13 protein-coding genes are annotated in these 18,672 nt (G+C 69.2%); 6 read left to right on the forward strand and 7 right to left on the reverse strand.

Going from position 1 to position 18,672, the window contains the following annotated elements; genetic code table 11:
- Nucleotides 1-52: 52 nt before the first annotated feature.
- Nucleotides 53-727: a hypothetical protein gene (locus BLU09_RS14210; RefSeq protein ID WP_090490091.1), complete on the reverse strand. Its 675-nt coding sequence runs from the start codon at nucleotides 725-727 to the stop codon at nucleotides 53-55.
- A 214-nt stretch (nucleotides 728-941) separates the two neighbouring features.
- Between BLU09_RS14210 and BLU09_RS14215 the strand changes: the two genes are divergently transcribed.
- Entirely contained in the window at nucleotides 942-2,252 is a 1,311-nt protein-coding gene (locus tag BLU09_RS14215; protein WP_090490092.1) for a pectin acetylesterase-family hydrolase, read from the forward strand.
- A 156-nt stretch (nucleotides 2,253-2,408) separates the two neighbouring features.
- Entirely contained in the window at nucleotides 2,409-3,419 is a 1,011-nt protein-coding gene (locus tag BLU09_RS14220; RefSeq protein WP_090490093.1) for a metal-dependent hydrolase, read from the forward strand.
- Nucleotides 3,420-3,488: 69 nt separating this feature from the next.
- Here the strand turns inward: BLU09_RS14220 and BLU09_RS14225 are convergent, their stop codons facing one another.
- The 5 genes from BLU09_RS14225 to BLU09_RS14245 form a co-directional block, all read right to left on the reverse strand.
- Nucleotides 3,489-4,925, reverse strand: coding sequence for a DUF1552 domain-containing protein (locus BLU09_RS14225; protein WP_090490094.1), 1,437 nt, complete (start codon nucleotides 4,923-4,925; stop codon nucleotides 3,489-3,491).
- Between the two features lie 5 nt (nucleotides 4,926-4,930).
- On the reverse strand, nucleotides 4,931-6,637 hold the full coding sequence (locus BLU09_RS14230; RefSeq protein WP_090490095.1) for a DUF1588 domain-containing protein: 1,707 nt from the start codon (nucleotides 6,635-6,637) through the stop codon (nucleotides 4,931-4,933).
- 196 nt (nucleotides 6,638-6,833) lie between these two features.
- Nucleotides 6,834-7,544, reverse strand: a complete 711-nt coding sequence (rpiA, locus tag BLU09_RS14235) for a ribose-5-phosphate isomerase RpiA (protein WP_090490096.1) — start codon at nucleotides 7,542-7,544, stop codon at nucleotides 6,834-6,836.
- A gap of 76 nt (nucleotides 7,545-7,620) precedes the next feature.
- Nucleotides 7,621-8,988, reverse strand: coding sequence for an SBBP repeat-containing protein (locus BLU09_RS14240; RefSeq protein ID WP_244171715.1), 1,368 nt, complete (start codon nucleotides 8,986-8,988; stop codon nucleotides 7,621-7,623).
- 161 nt (nucleotides 8,989-9,149) lie between these two features.
- Complete coding sequence (locus BLU09_RS14245; protein WP_090490098.1) at nucleotides 9,150-9,905, reverse strand: outer membrane beta-barrel protein; 756 nt, start codon at nucleotides 9,903-9,905, stop codon at nucleotides 9,150-9,152.
- A gap of 182 nt (nucleotides 9,906-10,087) precedes the next feature.
- On the opposite strand from BLU09_RS14245, the gene BLU09_RS14250 reads away from it, so the two are divergent.
- From BLU09_RS14250 to BLU09_RS14260, 3 genes are read left to right on the forward strand one after another with little or no spacing between them, the layout of a single operon-like run.
- Nucleotides 10,088-10,975, forward strand: coding sequence for a LysR family transcriptional regulator (locus BLU09_RS14250; protein WP_244171716.1), 888 nt, complete (start codon nucleotides 10,088-10,090; stop codon nucleotides 10,973-10,975).
- Nucleotides 10,976-11,023: 48 nt separating this feature from the next.
- Complete coding sequence (locus BLU09_RS14255; RefSeq protein ID WP_244171717.1) at nucleotides 11,024-15,739, forward strand: nSTAND1 domain-containing NTPase; 4,716 nt, start codon at nucleotides 11,024-11,026, stop codon at nucleotides 15,737-15,739.
- Between the two features lie 14 nt (nucleotides 15,740-15,753).
- Nucleotides 15,754-16,818, forward strand: a complete 1,065-nt coding sequence (locus BLU09_RS14260) for a trypsin-like serine peptidase (protein WP_090490101.1) — start codon at nucleotides 15,754-15,756, stop codon at nucleotides 16,816-16,818.
- 6 nt (nucleotides 16,819-16,824) lie between these two features.
- Here the strand turns inward: BLU09_RS14260 and BLU09_RS14265 are convergent, their stop codons facing one another.
- A complete protein-coding gene (locus BLU09_RS14265) occupies nucleotides 16,825-18,141 on the reverse strand; it encodes a right-handed parallel beta-helix repeat-containing protein (protein WP_090490102.1) in 1,317 nt (438 codons plus the stop codon).
- A gap of 105 nt (nucleotides 18,142-18,246) precedes the next feature.
- On the opposite strand from BLU09_RS14265, the gene BLU09_RS14270 reads away from it, so the two are divergent.
- A complete protein-coding gene (locus BLU09_RS14270; protein ID WP_090490103.1) occupies nucleotides 18,247-18,615 on the forward strand; it encodes an arsenate reductase family protein in 369 nt (122 codons plus the stop codon).
- The last annotated feature ends 57 nt before the right edge of the window (nucleotides 18,616-18,672 follow it).

An 18,672-nucleotide genomic window follows, 5' to 3' on the forward strand; every position in this document is an offset into this window, starting at 1 on the left:
CGGAGGCACTGTCCGGAGATGGACAGTCTCCGCCGCACGCCCGGGAGCGCGCTCAGGGCGACTGAAGGCCCTGGCGCCAGGCCTCGCGGCGGCGCTCCTGGGCTTCCCGCCGGTCCAGCGCGTCCTGCTCCTGCGCCGGCAGCTCCGCCAGCCGCGTGCGGTGCATGTTGATGCTCAGCTCGTAGAGCCCGCGGTCCCGCTCCGGCAGCACGTCACCGAACCGGGACAACACCTCGGTGGAGAAGGTGATGAAGTCCTCGGACACCTGACGGCGGTGGCCGTAGTACTCGCGAATCTGCTCCACCGTGGCATCGGCGGACAGCACCTTGCCGTAGAGCTCGTTCCAGCGGCGGGACTCCGCTTCGCGGCGCTCCAGCTCCGCCGGGTCCTGCGTGGGCGCGCCCATCCGCCAGTAGAGGTTGTCGGGCAGCTTCGCGCGAATCACTTGCAGGTCCACCGGGTGCACCTTGGGCGCGTTGTCGTCCGGCACTTCCTCGGGCGGCCGCGTCAGGTCCAACGGCGGCGGCGTGGCCCGCGGTGGAGGAGGCGGCGGCGTGCGCGCCTCGGAATGCGGCGCCGTGGGCGTGGCGGCCTGCTTGACGACGGCGGGAGACTCCGGCGTCACCGGCTCCGGGTCCTGGCGAAGCGCGTACACCAGCGCCGCCACCACGAGGCCCGTCGCCACGACAAGGCCGGGCAGGCCCTTCCTCCATGCATTCACGGCCATGCCGCTCCGAATACCGCGCACGGAGTGGACGCGGCAACCTCCCACCGCGAGATAGCGCAACGCACCACATCGGATGCCGCAATGCGTCGCATCCTTGGCGCAATGCAGCACCCGCGTCCCTCTCGTCGGAAACGTGAAACAACCACAATCCTCCTGACTCGGATGCAACGCCATTGTATACACGGATTTCCCAACTATTCCCGGAGGTCCCCGAATGAAGAACCTGGTCCTGGCTGGACTCACGGCCGCCGCGCTCGTGCCCGCAGCCGCACGCGCGGAGGTGGTGATGTCCTCCATCGTCGACGTGCTGGTGGACGGTGGTAACAACTACAACTGGCAGAAGGTGGAGCTGCCGGGAACCAAGTGTGGCAATGGCTCCCAGTTCAAGTTCTGGGTGCACCGCACGGGTTCGCCCAACCTGATGTTCCTGTTCGAAGGTGGCGGCGCGTGCTGGGATTACGACACGTGTAGCGGCCGCGCGGGCCTGCTGGGCGCCGCCAATCCGAACGGCATCGCCGACGACTACATCACCCAGTTCACGGCCAAGTATGTGTCGCCGCTCGTCAACGGCGCGGACCCGGGCCTGCCGGGGCGCAGCAAGACGGACCTGGTGACGAAGGGTTGGAACATCGTCTACGTGCCTTACTGCACCGGTGACGTGCACGTGGGCAACAACGTGGCCACCTACGTCGATTCGACGGGGCAGAACCCGCCGCTGACGTGGCACCACAACGGCTACAACAACACGCTGGCGGTGGCGAACTACGCGAAGACGCAGTTCCCCAACGTCCAGAAGATGCTGATGACGGGCTACAGCGCGGGTGGCACGGCGACGGCGGCCGGCTACTACTTCCTGCGCAAGGCCATCAACCCGGCGCGGGGCTACCTGCTCAACGACTCCGGCCCCATCTTCCTGGCGCCCAACGCGAACTTCCGCTCGCGCGCGCTGCACGACAAGATTCGCCAGTCGTGGGACCTGAACTCCGTCTTCTCCCTGCTGCCGGGCACGTTCAGCCAGAGCGACTTCGGCTCCATCAACCGCATGGTGGCGCAGGAGTTCCCCAACGACCAGTTGGCCTACACGGGCTACTCGCGCGACTACAACTACTCGCGCTTCTCGTATGACCGCTTCCACTCGCCCAACGACAAGGAGTCCGTGCTGGGCTACTGGAAGCAGGACCAGGACGCGCTGGTCACCGAGCTGAACAAGTACAACAACTTCAGCTATTTCATCCCGCACGAGCGCGCCATCAACTCCAGCCACTGCAGCACCATCATCACCTTCATCGGCGCGCACGCCTGCCAGCAGATGGAGAAGAAGCGTTACTGGTACGAGTATCTCGAGTTCCCGTGGAGCCAGACGTACAAGTGCTACAGCGAGTTCGTGGGCATGGACACGTTCCTGTCGCGGTGGATCAACGGCAACCAGCGCGTCCGCATCTACGAGCCCGCCAACGGCTACAACGCCGAGGACCCGGGCATGCAGATTGTCGCGCCGCTCATCAACGGCGCGCTGGGCGGGTAGCCAGCCGCTGACGCCGGGCCTGGCCCGGTGACGCCGCACCTGGAGCGGGACGTCGGGGATTCCCGGCGTCCCGCTTCGCCGTTTCAGGCGCCGGGCGAATGGCGCCTCCCCTGCCGCTGGCCACGCGGCCCGTGGGGCGATAGACGAAGCCACGCCATGGACAACCTCACCCACGGACTGCTCGGGCTCGCCATTGGCGCCATGCGCAAGCCCGACGTGCGCCCCGGCGCCCCGGAGCGCGCCTCCCCCACGGACCGCGCGGTGCTGGTGGCGTCGGTGCTCGCCGCGGAGCTGCCGGACCTGGACACCCTGCTGGCGCGCGGCGACGCGGTGACGGTGGCGCTCCAGGCCCACCGGGGGCTGTCCCACGCGCTCGTCGCCGCGCCGCTGGTGGCGCTCACCGCCACGCTGGCCGCCCGCGCCTGCTTCCGCGGCGCGCGGCTGGCGCCCGTGTTCCTCACCAGCCTGGCCTCCGTCGTCTTCGCGCACCTCCTGCCCGACCTGTGGACGGGCTGGGGGACACGGGTGCTGCTGCCCTTCTCCGACAGCCGCCTGAGCCTGGACTGGACGATGGTGGTGGACCCCTGGGTGACGCTGCCGCTGCTCGCCGGAGCCATCCTGGCCTGGCGCCGGCGCGCGGACTGGCGGCGGACGCTGCTGTGGAGCGCGGCCTGCTCCGTGGCGTACGTGGGCTTCCGCGTGGCCACCTGGGCGGTGCTGACGCAGCGGGTGGAGGCGGCCTACCCCGCCGCGCAGGCGGTGCGCGTCTTTCCCCTGCCCTTCTCCGTGAGCACGTGGCGCTACGTGGCCACGCTGCCCGGTGACGTCTTCGCCGCGGGAGATGTCCCCCTGGCGGGTCCGCCCTCGGAGGCCCGGCGCGCGGAAGCCACCGGAAGCACGCTGCCGGAGCACGTGCAGGCCGTGCCGACGGTGCGCGAGGCGCTCGCCTGGGCCCGCTTCCCACTCGTCCACCTGGAGCCGCTGGCCGAAGGAGGCCAGAAGGTGCGCATCGCCGACCTGCGCTACCACCTGCGCGGCGAGCCGACGCTGGCCTTCGTCATCCACCTGGACGCGTCCAATGCGGTGACCCACGCGCAGTTGGAGCGCGGTGGCAGCGCCAGCGAGCTGCTGCGCAGGTGGCGGAGCGCTGGCACCGCGGCGCCCTGAAGAAACACGAAGGCCCCGGCGGAGGCACGCAGCTCCCACCGGGGCCCGGACTTCAAGCCCGAGCGCCGCTCAGGTGAGGCCCGGCAGCTCCCCCGTGTAGTCGGGGTGGCCGAACGTATTCACATTCACGCCGAAGGCTCGGGCAATGGAGACCAGCAGCTTGTTGTGCGCCACGGCGCCACTCAGCCGCGTGCCGGGGCCCGCCCAGCCGCCCAGCGGGTTGGAGCCCGCGGGGCGCACGCGCAGGAAGCGGCCCATGCGGAAGCGCCCCCCCGCCCCGCCCGCGAGCACGGTGGGGACGCGCACGTTCATGTGGCCGGACGCGTCGCCCAGCTCGTTGCCCCAATAGATGAGCGTGTTGTCCAGCGCGGTGCCGCTGCCCTCCGGGATGTTCGCCAGCTGCGTCATCAGGTAGGCCAACTGCTCGGCATACCAGCGCTGAATCAGCACCATCTTCCCGCGGATGGTGCTCCGGCGGGGCTCATCCTGCACGTCGAGCAGGTGGGCGATGTCGTTGTGCGTGTCCTCGTGGATGCGCAGCCAGGGCATGGACGGCCCCGGAATCGTCATGGTGATGACGCGCGTCAAATCACACGCGAAGGCTCGCGCAATCAGGTCCATGTGCAGCCGCGTCAGCGCCGGCATGTTGTTGAGGTCCCCCAGGCCGCCCAAACCGTAGGACGGCGGCGCGGCTCCGCCACCGCAAGCGGTCTCGCCGGACTGCTGCTTGGGGAGCGGCGCCGGATCCACGGCCAGTGCCCCCAGGCGCCGCTCGATGTCGCGCAGCGCCTCCAGGTGCGTCTCCAGCTTCTGGCGCTCGGCGCCCGCCAGGCGGTTGCGCAGGCGCGTGGCGTCCTTCATCAGGAAGTCCAGCAGGCTCTTGCGGCGCGCCCGGCTGCTCGCCACCTGCGCCGGGTCGGCGCTCGGCGAGGGCGCGTCACCGAAGAGGCGCTGGTACACGTTGGCCGGGTCGCGCTCGAAGGGGACGCGCGAGCCGTTCGCCGTGAAGCTGATGCTGTTGTAGACGTGCTGGCCGCCGAACTGCTCCCAGGCGTTGAGCTGCAGGGAGCGGAAGCGCGTGCCACCACCGATGTGGTTGCCCAGCACCTGGTCCAGCGAGGCGCTCTCCGGCAGGTGGTCACCGCTGCCGGTGTTGACCTTGCTTCCGGTGAGGAACGTCACCGGGCCGCCTTCATGGCCCGTCAGGCCCTGCTCATAGAGGACCTGGTAGTCCAGGCCGTCCAGCACCAGGAGCTTGTCCTTGTGCTCTTGGAGCGGCGCGAGCATGGAGTTGGGGAAGTCGAGCGTGAAGTTCGTCTCCGAGCCCTGGGGATTCCAGAGCTCCGGGAGGCAGCCGTGCGAGGTGAACAGGGCCACGAAGCGCAGCGGCGGCGTGGTGCCCTGGGCATAGGCGTCGGTGGTGCCGAGCAGGTTGGCCAAGGGGAGCGCCGCCGTCGAGCCGGCCAGCGCCTGGAGCAGTGAGCGTCGGGAAAGTTCGCGGAGCATGGGGGCTACTCGGGGGAAGAGGTACGCCGGTGGACGAAATACGGGGAGCGCACGAGGCCGACGAGCGCATCGCCCATGCGCCACTCCGGGTTGGCCCGGAACATGGACCGCATGTCGGCCAGCATGTGCTCGTCGACGGGGGTCTCGTCACGTCCCATGGCGAAGCGGAAGAGCTGGAGCGGCACGCAGTCCCCCACGTCGTCACTGGTCGCCAGCACGCGCGCCAGCGCCGCAGCGCCCGTGAAGGGGACCGTCCCCGTGGAGAGCTCCACGGCGCCGGAGGCATCCACCGCCAGGCCGTTCTCCACCGTGCGGTGCTTGCCCAGGCCGTCGAAGTCCTCGAAGCCGAAGCCGATGGGGTCCAGGGTCCGGTGGCAGCCCGCGCACGTCGGGTTGTTGGTGTGGGCGGCGAAGCGTTCGCGCGTGGTGCGGTCCAGCACCGGCTCCGGCGGGATGATGGAGATGGTCGCCGGCGGCGGTGGCACCTCGCGGCACAGCAGGCGGTGCATGATGAACTTGCCCCGGCGGATGGGCGAGCTGGAGTCGAAGAGCGCGTAGGTGGCCAGCACGCTGGCGTGGGTGAGGATGCCCGCGCGCTCGGGCGGCAGCGACAGCCGGCCCAGCGTGCCATCCGGCATGGAGGGCTCTTTGCCGTAGAAGTACGCCATGCGCGCGTCGGCGTAGGTGTAGTCGGCGTTGAGCAGTTCGCGGACGGAGCCGTTGCGCTCCTTCAGGATGTGGTTGATGAAGGCCTTTGTCTCCGCCTGGCTGGAGATCTTGAAGAGCGCGCTGAAGACCGGGAACACCTGGTTGTTCTTGGTGAGGTTGGCCTGGCCGGTGATGCCAATCCACTCCTCGACGAAGCGGTACAGGTGCCGCTGCGCCGCGGGCGTGGCCAGCAGCCGGCGGGCGTGCTTCTCACGCTCGTCCGGAGAGTCGAGCTGGCCCGCCTCGGCCGCGGCCAGCAGCTCCGCGTCGGCGGGGCCGGCGGTGATGGCGAAGGCCAGCGCGGTGGCGACTTCATGCGGCGTCATCCGCACCACCCGGTTGGCGCCGGCCCCCTCCGCGCCCAGCTCGGTGCGGTACAGGAAGGAGGCAGAGGAGAAGATGCCCTGGAGCACCATGCGGGCCCCGGTGCCCGGGTCCGTTCCCCTGCTCGACTCCTGCCACAGCGCCAGGAGGTCGGCGACCTCGTCGTCGGTGACGGGCCGGCGGTAGGCGTGCGAGGCGATGCCGCGGATGAACTTCTCCGCGCACTCCAGCTCCGGAACGCCCGCCGCGCACGTCCAGTCCGCGCGCAGTTGGACCTTGCCGTACTCCGCGAGGTTGTTGGCGGCCACGTCAATCTGGTCCGCCAGCAAGGACGTGACCTGCAGCCGGTCATGGGTGGAGAACCCGAGGATGGTGTCCTCCGGCGCGAAGGCGTACGTCATCACCAGCGGCACCGTCGTGGGGAAGATGGCATTGACGCTGTTGTCGTACTCCGCACGCGTCATGCGCCGCACTCGCGTCGCCGAAGCCTCGTCGACTTCAGGAGGCGTCCCCCCTGGCGGGTTTTTGTCGGAAGAGCACGACGCTGCTGACAGCAGCAAGGCCGCGGAAACAGAGAAACGGAAGAGTCGCATACGCAAGGCACCCTCGGACCAGCCACCCCCAGATTGGCCCCCTCTGAAGTGCTGGCTGGCAGACGATTCTAACCGCTTCACCAACACGGTCCGTCACGATTCTCGCGCGGCGCTTCAGAGCCCCTGAGCGTCCAGGCGAACTGCGGGATTGCGCTGGGATTGGCTTCAAACGCCAGTGAATGCAAGGATTACAGAATATACAGGCCACACAGTCGCCTACGTTGCCGCTGTTTGTCTTCTGGGTGAGACAGGACTCTGGGTGCGCACTCACACCGCGTCGACATCAGCGCGCGCGGTGCTCCACGCCCTTCGGCCCCGCCACCACCAGGTCCGTGGTGAGGTTCAGGAACAAGCCGTGGCCCACGATTCCCGCGCGCGCGCCCAGGCTCGCGGCCAGCGCCTCGGGCGCGTCGATGGGGCCGAAGGCGCAGTCGAGCACGAGGTTGCCCTGGTCCGTGAGGAAGGGCTCGCCGCCAGCGCCGTGCCGGACGGTGACGCGCGCGCCAAGCGATTCGAGGAACCGCGCCTGGGAGCGCCAACCGAAGGACATCACCTCCACCGGCACCGGCCAGTGCGTGCCCAGCACGGGGGAGAGCTTTCCCGCGTCCACCACGATGACGACGCGCCGGCTTGCTTGCGCGACGATCTTCTCGCGCAGCAGCGCGCCACCTCCGCCCTTGATGAGGGACAGGTCCGGCGCCACTTCGTCCGCGCCGTCGAGGGTGACGTCCAACACGGGGTGCGCGTCCAGTGTCGACACGGGCACGCCCAGCGAGCGAGCCAGCGCCTCGGTGGCGCGCGAGGTGGGCACGCCCACGACGTCCAGCAACCGTCCCCGCTCGCGCAGCGCGGCCAGTCGCTGGACGACGAAGGCCGCGGTGCTGCCCGTGCCCAGCCCCACCACCATGCCCGGCTGGACGAAGCCGTCCACCGCCCATTCGGCGGCCGCTTGTTTGTAGCGGGCTGTCGCCGCGCCGTCGCCCTGCTGGCTCATGGCGGAAGCGTAGCGCGGCTTCGCGCGGTGGCCGCTTGCCCCCGCGCGCGATGTCCCGTGCTGGACGGCGAACGGCTCAGAGGGCCTTGGAGTCCCATCGGGGCCCCCACGGCCCTGGCTCATCCGGCAACGCGGCGCCATCCAGGAAGCGGTACAGCACCGCGTCGTAGCCCCCCGCGCTGGGGAAGCTGGACGTCTGCCCCAAGGTGTAGCCCACCAGATAGACGGCGCCGTCGTCCGCGATGGCCACGCCCTGGCCACGGTCCGCCGACGTGGAGCCCACCTGCCGGAAATCCAGCCACGTGCCGTGGATGTCGTAGGTGGCCAGGAACATGTCGGTGCTCCCGAGCGACGGCTCGCCGCCCATGGCGCCGGAGGTGAATCCCGCCAGGTAGACACGGCCCGCCTTGCTCACCGCCACGGACTGCGCGTAGTCAGTGGTCGCCGTGCCAATCTGCCGCGTCCAATGCCAGTTGCCTTGGGTGTCGTACTTCACCAGCACGGCGTCATAGGAGCCCAGGCGGGTGCTCCCCTCCAGCGCGCCCGACGTGTAGCCCGACACATAGACGCCGCCGTCGTCCGCCACCGCGACGCCGGTGCCGAACTCGTCATGCGAGGAGCCGAGCTGGCGAACCCACTGCGGCTCGCCCAGGACGCTGTACTTCGCCAGGAACAGGTCCACCGTGTTGCCCGGGTTCGTCACGCCGTCGAAGCTGCCGTAGGTGTAGCCCGTGACGTAGACGTCCTCGTTGGGGCTCACGGCCACGCCCAGCGCCACGTCACTGCGCGCGGAGCCGTACTGGCGCAGCCAGTAGGGATTGCCGCCCGTGTCGAACTTGGCCACCACCACGTCGTAGTTGCCTTGCGGCGCCGAGCCATCGAAGCGCCCCAGTGAGTAGCCACTGACGAAGACGACGTCATGCGAGGCCAGCCGCGTGGCGGCGATGCCCGTGGCGTAGTCATCCGTGGCGGTGCCGAACTGCCGGACCCACTGGAAGGCCCCCTTCTCGTCGTACTTCGCCACGAACAAGTCCGTGCCGCCGGCGTTCTCGTAGAAGCTGAAGCTGCCCCACGTGTAGCCCGCGACGTAGACGTTGCCGGCTTCATCCGCGGACACCGCGAGCGCACGGTCATTCGCGGACGTTCCCAGCTGCCGCGTCCACAGCAGCGCGCCCGAGGCGTCGTACTTCGAAACGTAGGCGTCCTGCCCCCCCGCCGAGGGCTCCGCGCCGAGCTGCCCAGTGGTGTAGCCCGCCGTATAAACGGCGTCGCCGGAGGTGGTGACGGCCTGTGCCAGCTCGTCCTGCGGGCCGCCGGACTGGTGCACCCAGCTGGTGACCTGCTGCAACGGAGGCGCCTTCGCGATTGAGGCCCCGGGAAGACTCAGCAGCGCCCATCCACCCAGGACTCCGCACGCGCTCCACCGCTGCCAACCACGAACCATGGGCGACTCCTCGGGATGAAAATCTCTGCCCGCACTCTACGCAGCCAACAGGCGTTGAGAATCCCGAACGACGACGTCCCCGGTAGGGAAACACGTGACGCGGCGTGTTGGCACCGCGTCACTTGAGACTGCGCGTGAAACACAAACCCGGCTACTCCGGATTAGAGGTTCCAGGTCCCGCGAACCCCGAGCATGAGCAAGCCATAGGGGCCATCACCCACCTGCTCCAGCGGCGTCTCCTGCGTGAGATTGACGGCGGGGATGTTCACCGTCGAGGTGCCGCTGCGCGTGGTGTAGCGAGCATACGTGCCCGTCAGGTACGGGCCGAACGACAGCGAATCCGACAGCCGCCACTTGCCGCCCAGGGTCAGGTTCACGAACTCAGGGCCGCGCGACTGGCTGTCAATCTCCACCGTTCCGGGCGCGGGCTGGGTGATGGGACCGGAGACCTTGTTGTTGAGCAGGACCATGCCCACGCCCAGCCCCACGAAGGGGTCGAACGAGGCGTCCGGCGCGAAGTGATACTGCACGTGGGGACCGAAGCGGATTTGCGACGTGGAGCAGTCGTAGCCTTCCGGGCACGTGTACGGGTTCGTCTTCGTCAACACGTGCGAGTACTGGCCGAACGCGCCCACGTACCAGCGCGAGTTGAGGCGGTAGCCCGCCTCCAACAGGAAGGCGATGCCCCCATTGGCCGCGTCGCTGAGCTTCAGGTCGCGGACCTGCCGGTCCAACCCCGCACCATCCCGGTAGACGTAGCCGGCGCCCACCTGGAAGCCGACCCCCACGGTGAGCTCCAGGCCCCTGCGTTCATCCCGCGCGGAGGACTCCAGCGCCTGCGCCTCCTCCTGCGCGCTCGCGCGCGTGGAGGCCAGCAGTGACACCACAGCCAGGGCCCAAGACAGCTTTCCCGTCATATTCCCCTCCGTCGAAGTGGGTGTTCTCGGAGCACCGCACTGTGAGGGACTGTAGGGCGGCCCGCACACCCGGCATAGGGCGCGCTGCGTCATGTGTCATGAAGCAGCCAGCCCAGCGCAGAGGACGCGGCACGAGCACAGAGAACTGCCGATGTATGTCTGAAGATTGCACAATGTCGGGCATGAACGTCACGTTGGAGCATGCCCGCGCCCTGGACGCCCTCGCCCGCCATGGCACCTTCACCGCCGCGGCGGAGGCCCTGCGAAAGGGACACACGGCGGTGATGTACGCGCTGCGCACGCTCGAGGCGCAGACGGAGCTGACGCTGCTCGACCGGCGCGGCTACCGCACCCGGCTGACGCCCGCTGGGGAACGGATTCTGGAGCACTGCCGCAAGCTGCTGGCCGCGGAGCGCGAGCTGGAGGCCGCGTGCGCGGAGATTCGCGCTGGCTGGGAGCCCGCGCTGCGCATCGTCTTCGACGGCATCTTCCCCGCCGAGCCCCTACTGCGCGTGGTGAAGGAATTGAGCACCGAGGGCGCCAGCACCCGCTTCCACGTCTCCGCGGAGTTCCTCTCCGGCGTGGAAGCGGCCTTCGTGCGCGAGGAGGCGAACCTGATGGTGACGCTGCTGCCGCCCACCGTGCCGGGCCTGCGCACGTACCGCCTGCCGGAGCTCAAGGCCATCCTGGTGGCCCACCGGGGCCATCCCCTGGCCCGGCGGCGGGGACCGTTGAAGGACGAGGATCTGGCCGAGCACCTGGTGCTCACGGTGCGCGGCTCGGACCCTCGGCTCCAGCTCAGCACCGGCGAGTTGGAGGCACGCTCCACGGTGCATCTCAATGACTTCGCGGCGAAGAAGGCGGCCATCCTGGAGGGGCTGGGCTTCGGGTGGCTGCCCGAATACATGGCCACCCGCGAGCTGCGCCGGGGCGAGCTGAAGGCCCTGAAGCTGGCGGGTGACGCCACCCACGCGTTCCGCCCCCAGCTCCACCACCACGCGGGCATCCCCCTGGGACGGGCCGCCCGCCGAATCGTGCAAGCGCTCACGGAGACGGAATCCACCTCTTGAGTGCGCCTGGAATCAGCTCAGGGTGCGCGTGCTAGCTTCGCGCGCATCATGAAAGGCAGTGACCTCCGAGAAGGCGTCGTTCGCGTGTTGAGCCGGGATCGGCAGCGCGTCCTCGGGACAGGGTTCCTCGTCACCGAGCGCCTGGTGGTGACGTGCTGGCACGTGCTCGACACGCTCAGCGACACCGAGCGTGACGCCATCTGCCTGGAGGTGCTGCAGAGCCACGAGAAGGCCACGGCGCGGCTGCGGCTCGATGCATCGAGCCCCACGGAGGTGGCGGACCTCGCGCTGCTGGAGCTGACGCGCCCGCTCCGAGGACCGTCCACGCCGCTGCCCCTGGGCAGTGCGGAGCGGAGCGCGGACCACCGCTTCGCCACGTTCGGATTTCCACGGGGCTTCGATGACACGGGCACGTGGGCCCGCGGCACCATCGGCTACGCGACGGGGGACGGCGACTTTCGCAAGCTGCTGCTGCACGGCTCGGACATCCGGGAGGGCTTCAGCGGCGGTCCCCTCTTCGACGAGCAGACGCGGCGCGTGGTGGGCGTGGTGCGCTTCAAGGCCGTGGGCTCGGAGGCGAGGGAGGCGTACGCGACGCCCACGGAGCAGCTGCTCGCGCGCTGTCCGGAGCTGAGTGCTTCGGAGGACTGCCCCTACCGGGACCTGGCGTCGTTCCGCGAATCGGACGCGCGGTTCTGGAAGGGACGCGGGCGGGTGCTGAACGAACAGCTGCTGCCGCTGCTCGCGAGGCTGCCCCGATTCGTGGAGGCCTCCGGCCCTTCGGGCAGTGGCAAGTCGTCGCTGCTCCACGCGGGGCTGATTCCCGCGCTGCGGGATGGAACGTTCATTCCGGGCAGCCAGCACTGGGACGTCCGGGCCCTGCGCCCCGGGTTGGAGCCGTTCGCCGCGCTGGATGGCGCGGGCCTGCCCGCTGGAGAGGGGTTGGTCGCGCGCGTCCAGGCGTGGCGGGCCGCGAATCCGGAGCCAGGGAAGCGGCTGGTGCTGGTCATCGACTCGTTCGAGGACGTGCTCCTTCGCGGAAGCAGCGCGGAGCTGGCGCAACATCAACGATTCCTCCAGCAGCTCTCCGCGCTCGCGGACGCGTCTCTGCCCGTGACGTGCGTGGTGGCGCTGCGCGAGGGCTTCGACGCGGTGCTGTCCGAGCGCGCGCCGAGGCTGCGCACCTTGCTCGGTGAGCACCGGGTGCAGGTGCCATCGGTGCTGACGCCCTCGGAGCTGCGGGACATCATCGCCGGCCCGGCCCGGGAGGTGGGCCTGCGCTTCGACCCACCCGAGGTGGTGGACTCCATCGCCCTGGCCGCGCAGGAGGAGTTCCGCGTGGAGTCCGGCGCGGGCGCTCGCGTCACCGTGCTTCCGTTGCTGGAGGTCGCGCTGACGCAGCTGTGGCAGGCGTCGCGGGATGGCGCGATGACCTTGGAGGCCTTCAACGCCAGCGCGGGGCTGCTCGGTTCGCTGGCGCGCTGGGCGGACAGCGTCTACGAACCGCTGAAGCCCTCGGAGCGCCTGCTGGCGGACCGGCTGTTGCTGGAGCTGGTGCAGTTGGGTGAGGCGGACAGCGGCCTGGAGGACAAGGGGCGCCGGGTGCCGCTGGAGGTGCTGCGCGGGCGCCTGGGTGCGCAGGCCGAGATGGACGCGGTGCTCCAGGTGCTCGTCAACGGACGGCTCCTGGTGACAGCCCAGGACGGGCACCGGCAGCGGGAGACGGTGGAGCTGATTCACGACGCGCTCCTCACGCACTGGCAGCGCTTCGTGAAGCTGCGCACCGAGGACCGGGCCTTCCGCCGCTGGCACGAAGCCGTGCAGGCCGACGCGGAGCGCTGGTGGGAAGCGGAGCGCGCTCAGCAGCGACAGGAGGCCGAGCACCGGCTGCTGCGAGGCGAGGCGCTCACCCACGCGCAGGCGATGGTCACGCTCCATCCGCACCAAACGAGCGCACTGGCCCAACGGTACGTCCTGCGCGGCCAGGAAGCGGAGCGGGGCCGGTACAGGCGGACACGGCGAAACCTGTGGCTCGCCCTGGGTGCCTCCGTCAGCGCGCTGCTGGGCGTGAGCGGGTTCTACCTCCGGGCAGTGGATTCCGAGAAGCAGGCCGTGGCCGCAAAGGATGCAGCTGAGCTTGCCGTGGCCGCCGAGGCCGCGACCTCGAAACAGCTCTCCTTGCAGTTGCGCATCTCCCAAGCCGATTCCGTGGTGAGCCTGTCGCGCAGCCCTGGCCGCGAGGTAGAGGCACTCACGCAGGCCATCCAACTCGCGGGAAGCCCGCCGGCAGGCGCGGACGCAGCCCAGGACGAAGTGACCGAAGCGCTGACCGAGGCCATCGCCGCGTTCCTCTATTCGGCCCCCTTGTCCACGGAGCTGGAGGCGCGCACCGTCGGCGCGTTCTCTCCAGACTCACGTCATCTCCTGACACGAGGCGTCGTGCTGACTCCGTCCATGCGGTTCGTCAGCCGGCTCTGGGACGTCCGCACCGCCAGCCTGCTGCGCGAGTTCGAGTCCGTCGACCTGTGCCCGAAAGGCGCGCTCGTGGAATGCACGGACGCGCTGTACGCCGACATTTCAGGGGAGGACACCCACGCCTTTGGCTTCTCGCCTGGGGATGGAACGCTTTGGCTGGGGGGGCGCCGCGGCACCCTGTTCAGGTGGAGCCACCCGGGCGCTGTGCCCTCCATTCCGGATGCCCACCAGGACAGGATTACAGCCATTTCGTTCTCGGACAGCGGCGACCGCGTGCTGTCCGCCAGTCGCGACCGCAGGGTGAAGCTCTGGGATGCGAACACCGGACGGACATTGCGCGAGCTGACCTTCCAGGAGCCCTGCACCCAGGCCGTGCTGTCGGGCGACTCGCGTTACGCCTGGGTGGGCGGTGAAGAACTGACGTGCCTCTACGACCTGACCTCCGATGTGCGCCTCATCCGGTGCATCACGACGCAGGACCCGGGACCCTCGGTCGCCTTCGCTCCTTCGAGCAGGCTTGCCGTGCTCGGCGACCGGCGAGGCGAAGCCAGCCTCCGTCTGCTGGAGCTGCCCTCTGGCCGGGACCTTCATCGCCCGCTCACGAAACTCGAAGGGCACGCGCTCATGCCGTCCTTCGAAGACGAATGCAGCCTCTCGGCCTTCGACGACATCTTCTCCTCGGCGCTCACCGTGCGCTTCTGTGACAGAGGGCCTGGCAACGCCACCGGAAGCACGGCATCCCCGCGGATGCGAACACGCTGGACGCCCATTCCCCTCCATGGACGCCTCTTCGAGAACGGGCGGCGCGCCGTCGAGTTCGCCGAAAATCCCGTGGGCGCCCATCCCTTCATCCGGGTTCCCCAGGCAACCCTGCGCTGGATGTTTCGCCAGGGGCCTTTGGAATCCCGGGCGGAGCGAGCCCTGAGCGCGCCGGATGGACGCACGCTCCTCGTCCAGGCCGAACCCGGCCTCACGCGGAAGAGCATCGATATCTCCACCTGGAGCGAGTACGTGCCGGGCGGCTTCGCCGTGTCCAAGGACCTGCGTTGGATGGTGGTGAGGGAGCCGCAAAGCGGCCAGCTCTCGCTCGTTGACAGGGAGACCTCGAGCCAGACAGCACTGGGCGCGTGTGACGTCAAAGGCGTGCATCCGCCCCTGGAGGGCGCCTTCTCTCACGACGGCCAGTTCCTCGCCGTCCGCTGCGGCGTGAAGGTCCTGTTCTGGGACGTGGCGCAGGCGAATCTTGGACCGCGCACACAGCCGCCGCCCATCGAAGCAGGAATCCACCTGACCTCGCTCCCCGCCCACTGGCAATGGCGGCACGTCACCCCCACGGAGGCCCCCGCTACCGAGCGCGTCCTGGCGTCGCCTCGCACCCGTGCGCACCTCCAGCGGGCCGAGGTGCCTGGCGAGGGCGCGTGTCAGACGCAGAGGACCTTCTCGCAGAGCGCCCTCGTCGAGTTCGCCCCCAGCGGCAGATACTTCGCGATTGAGGACGAACGCTCCGTCTACCTGGGCTCCGCCCGAGACTGCCGGCTGACGCGGGAAGCGCCGCTGGCCACCGCTGCGCTGACATCCCAGGGCGCCTCGTTTTCACCGGACGGCGAGCGTTTCGTCACCCTCTCCAACGTGCCCGAGTCCTCCGCGCTCTGGGAAAGCGCCACGGGGACGAAGCTGGCGCCACTGCCCACGAGCCTGGGAGCCGCCGTCATGGCGTTCTCACCGGACTCCAAGTACTTCGCGGTCGCCAACCACCCCGACGTCTACTGGATGGGACAGGCCTACCTCTTCGACGCCACCAACGGCGAGAGGAAGCCCCTGGCGGCCATCGACGGAAAGGTCAAGGCGCTCTCCTTCTCTCCTGATACGTCCCGGCTCGTCGCGGTGACAGACGATGCCATCCACCTCTTCGACCCGAACTCAGGCGCGCTCGTGCGCAGAATCGACGTGCGCACGGATATCCACGTGAAGGTCCGGCATGCACACGAGCGCTTCGGTGTCTTGGACACGTCGGGCAAGCTCCACTTCTGGCGAACCTCCGATGGCCGGCACGTGGCCGAGTTGCACCAGGGCGAGCACTCCGACCTGGAGATGGTGCCCGATGAGGAGGGCACGCGCGTCGCCACCTTCGACTCGGACGGAGCCTATGTCTTCTCGCTCCGGCCGGACGACCTGCTGCGACAGGCCTGCACGCTCATGCGCGGACGGCGCGAGTACGCACCGGTCCAGTCCATCTGCGACACCTTCCTTCTCCCAGCGGGCCCCCTGGCGGACCTGCCGACGCCGTGAGGCACGACGTCTCCATGAGCGCCACCCAGCAAGGCCGTGAGCCGTTGCACCGGGCACGCCGCACCCTCCGCGACCTGTCGAAGGTCCGCGAGGCACTGCACCCTGAGGGCGTGGAGGCGCTCGTCGCCACGCACCTTCCCCCCACCTGGCGCGTGCCCACCTCCGTCGTCGGCAAGGTGACTGCCGACGCTCTGCGCGACGAACTCCGTGACTTGCTGAAGACGGGCGCGCAGGTCCTCGCGCGGCTGGAGCATTCAGGGGAAGACACGCCCCTCTCCGAAACCGAGCGGATGGCGCTGGAAACGGTCGTCGCCTTCTTCGGGCGCCCTGCCCTCGCCATCCGGAACGGCAGCTTCGGTGCGCCGCCCGTGGGGTGGGAGATGTTGGAGCAACACCGCGAGCACATCGAGCGGACCATCGACGCCACCGGGCGCATCGAGCTGGCCGGAAGCGGCATGCTCGGCACGGGCTTCCTGGTGACCGATGAGCTGGTGATGACCAACCGTCACGTCGCGCAGCACTTCTGCCGGCAGGCGACGGACAAGTGGGTGCTGCGACTCGGCGTGGTGCCTCGGGTGGACTGGCTGGGGGAGCACCAGCGCGATGCCCAGGCCACCTTCCCCATCCAAGGCGTCGCGGCGGTTCACACCGTGCATGACCTGGCGCTGCTGCGACTGGGCGCTCCCAAGGGGGCGGTGCTGCGCCCAGCCCCGCTGCGGCTCGCCACCCAAGCACCGGACGCGACGGACTCCCGCGCCTTGTACTGCGTGGGCTACCCGATGAAGGACCACAGCCGGACGCCGCCCGAGGTGCTGCTGCGCATCTTCGCGGACGCCTTCGGCGTGAAGCGACTCCAGCCAGGAGAGCTGCTCTCGCTCGACCCGGCCCGGCAGCAGCTCTCCCATGACTGCTCCACGTTGGGAGGCAGCTCCGGCTCGCCCATCGTTGATTTGGAGACGCACGCAGTGCTCGGCCTGCACTTCGGTGGCACCCGGCAGGAGAACCACGCCGTCGCGCTGTGGCAACTGGCGGACGACCCGCTGCTGAGCCGCGCGGGCGTCCGCTTCGCCACGCAGTGAGGGCCGTTACTGCGTCACCACGCCGCAGTCGCCCGTCATGTTCGTGGCCGGCTGTCCATTCACCGTGTTGCCAGTGAAGGCGTTGTCGCGGGTGATGACCAGCTCACCCGTATTCGACCCGCGGTTGCAGGTGATGACACCTCCGGCTCCGCCTCGGTTGTTCACGAAGCGGTTGCCTCGCATGACGACGGTCCGCGACCCGCCGATGTCCTCCAACTGGACGGCCGCGCCGGGGCCCAGCGGGATGTAGTTGCCGTCAAACACGTTGCCCTCCAGCAGGTCATTGTCCGGCTGGAAGTAGTGGATGGCGGCACCACCGCCCAGGTCAAAGATGCCCTGGGGGTTGGGCCACGTGAGGATGGGCCGGTCCCAGAGGTCGCTCGTCAGCGAGCCGCCGAAGGCCTGCACGAAGTTGCCCCGGAACGTGTTGCCGCGCAGCACCGTGTTGCGGCCGTGGGTGATGCACACCGCTCCACCGCCGGCCATCGAAGAGGTGCCCGGCTGTGCGAAGCGGTCGATTTCACGAATGCGGTTGTTCTCGAAGACGGTGTTCTCCACCCGCGAGCCGTCGGTGAACATCAGGTCCAACGCGCCGCAGTTGGCGGAGGACTCGTTGTCACGGAACACCGAGTCCGTAATCGTCACCGCCCCCGGGTAGTAGACCCACAGCGCGGCACGCGTCCAATCGCGGTCGCTGTTGTATTGGTTCTTGCGCACATTCTCGAAAATCATGTGCTCGAACACCGGGTCGCCCGAGCCCACGGAGTTGGCGCCGTAGAAGTTCACCCCCCACCAGCCATGGGGGTTGGTGGACGTCAGCAGCACGGGCGCATCCGCCGTTCCCCGGACCTGGATGGCGCCGTACACGCGGACCTCCACGCGGCCCGCCTGGTGGTTCATCACACTGTCGGGGGCGTCCGAATCCACGTCCCGCTCCGACACCTCCGGCCGGCCACGGAAGTCCAGGATGACGCCCGGCCCCACCGTCAGCACCTGTCCGTGGGGGATGGTGACGACCCCGTCTGAATCCCCCTCCACCCGGTACGGCGAGCCCTCCACCGTGAGCCGTCCCGTCAACGTCCCCCTGACAATCGTGCCGCCATCCTCGGGGACCTCGATGTCCGGCCCCGCGTCCGGCGTGCCCGCGTCGCCGTCACTGCCCGCATCCGTGCCGCTGTCCGGCGTGCCTGAGTCCGCGCCGCCGTCCGGCACGCCCGCGTCGCCTCCGGGAGAGAGCCTGTCATCCGGCCCTGACGAACAGGCAACAAGCACCAGGACCACGGGTAGCGCGAACAGCGAGCGCGGGAAGCGGGAGGCTTTCATGTCCCGTCGCGCTAACACGCGCTGCTGGCGGCTCGCAAACCGGGTCCGGACGACCCGTGGACTCATCGCTGGGAGGGACGCGGGTGCCCTGTTACAAGCGCGCGCATGGCGAAAGACGTCCTCGTACTCTCATACTCGGGCTGTGGCACCTGCAAGAAGGCGCTGAAGTGGTTGCAGGAGCACGGTATTGCCCACCAGGTGCGCCCCATCGTCGAGACGCCGCCCACCGTGGCGGAGCTGAAGCAATGGATTGCTCGCAGCGGTGTCTCCGTCCGCAAGTGGCTCAACACCAGCGGCCAGAGCTACCGCGCGCTCGGCAAGGCGAAGGTGGATGCCGCCAGTGACGCGGAGCTGGTCGAGTGGCTGGCCGCGGATGGGAAGCTGGTGAAGCGCCCCGTGCTCGTCACCGGTGACACCGTCCTCGTGGGCTTCAAGCCCGAGGCCTACGAGCAGCACTTCGCCTCGCGCGGCTGAGCCTCGCCCGCAAGGCAGGCGACCTGGCGAGCCCACGGCGGGCCGCCTCTCGCCGAC

It is taken from the genome of Myxococcus virescens, assembly GCF_900101905.1.
Taxonomy (GTDB): domain Bacteria; phylum Myxococcota; class Myxococcia; order Myxococcales; family Myxococcaceae; genus Myxococcus; species Myxococcus virescens.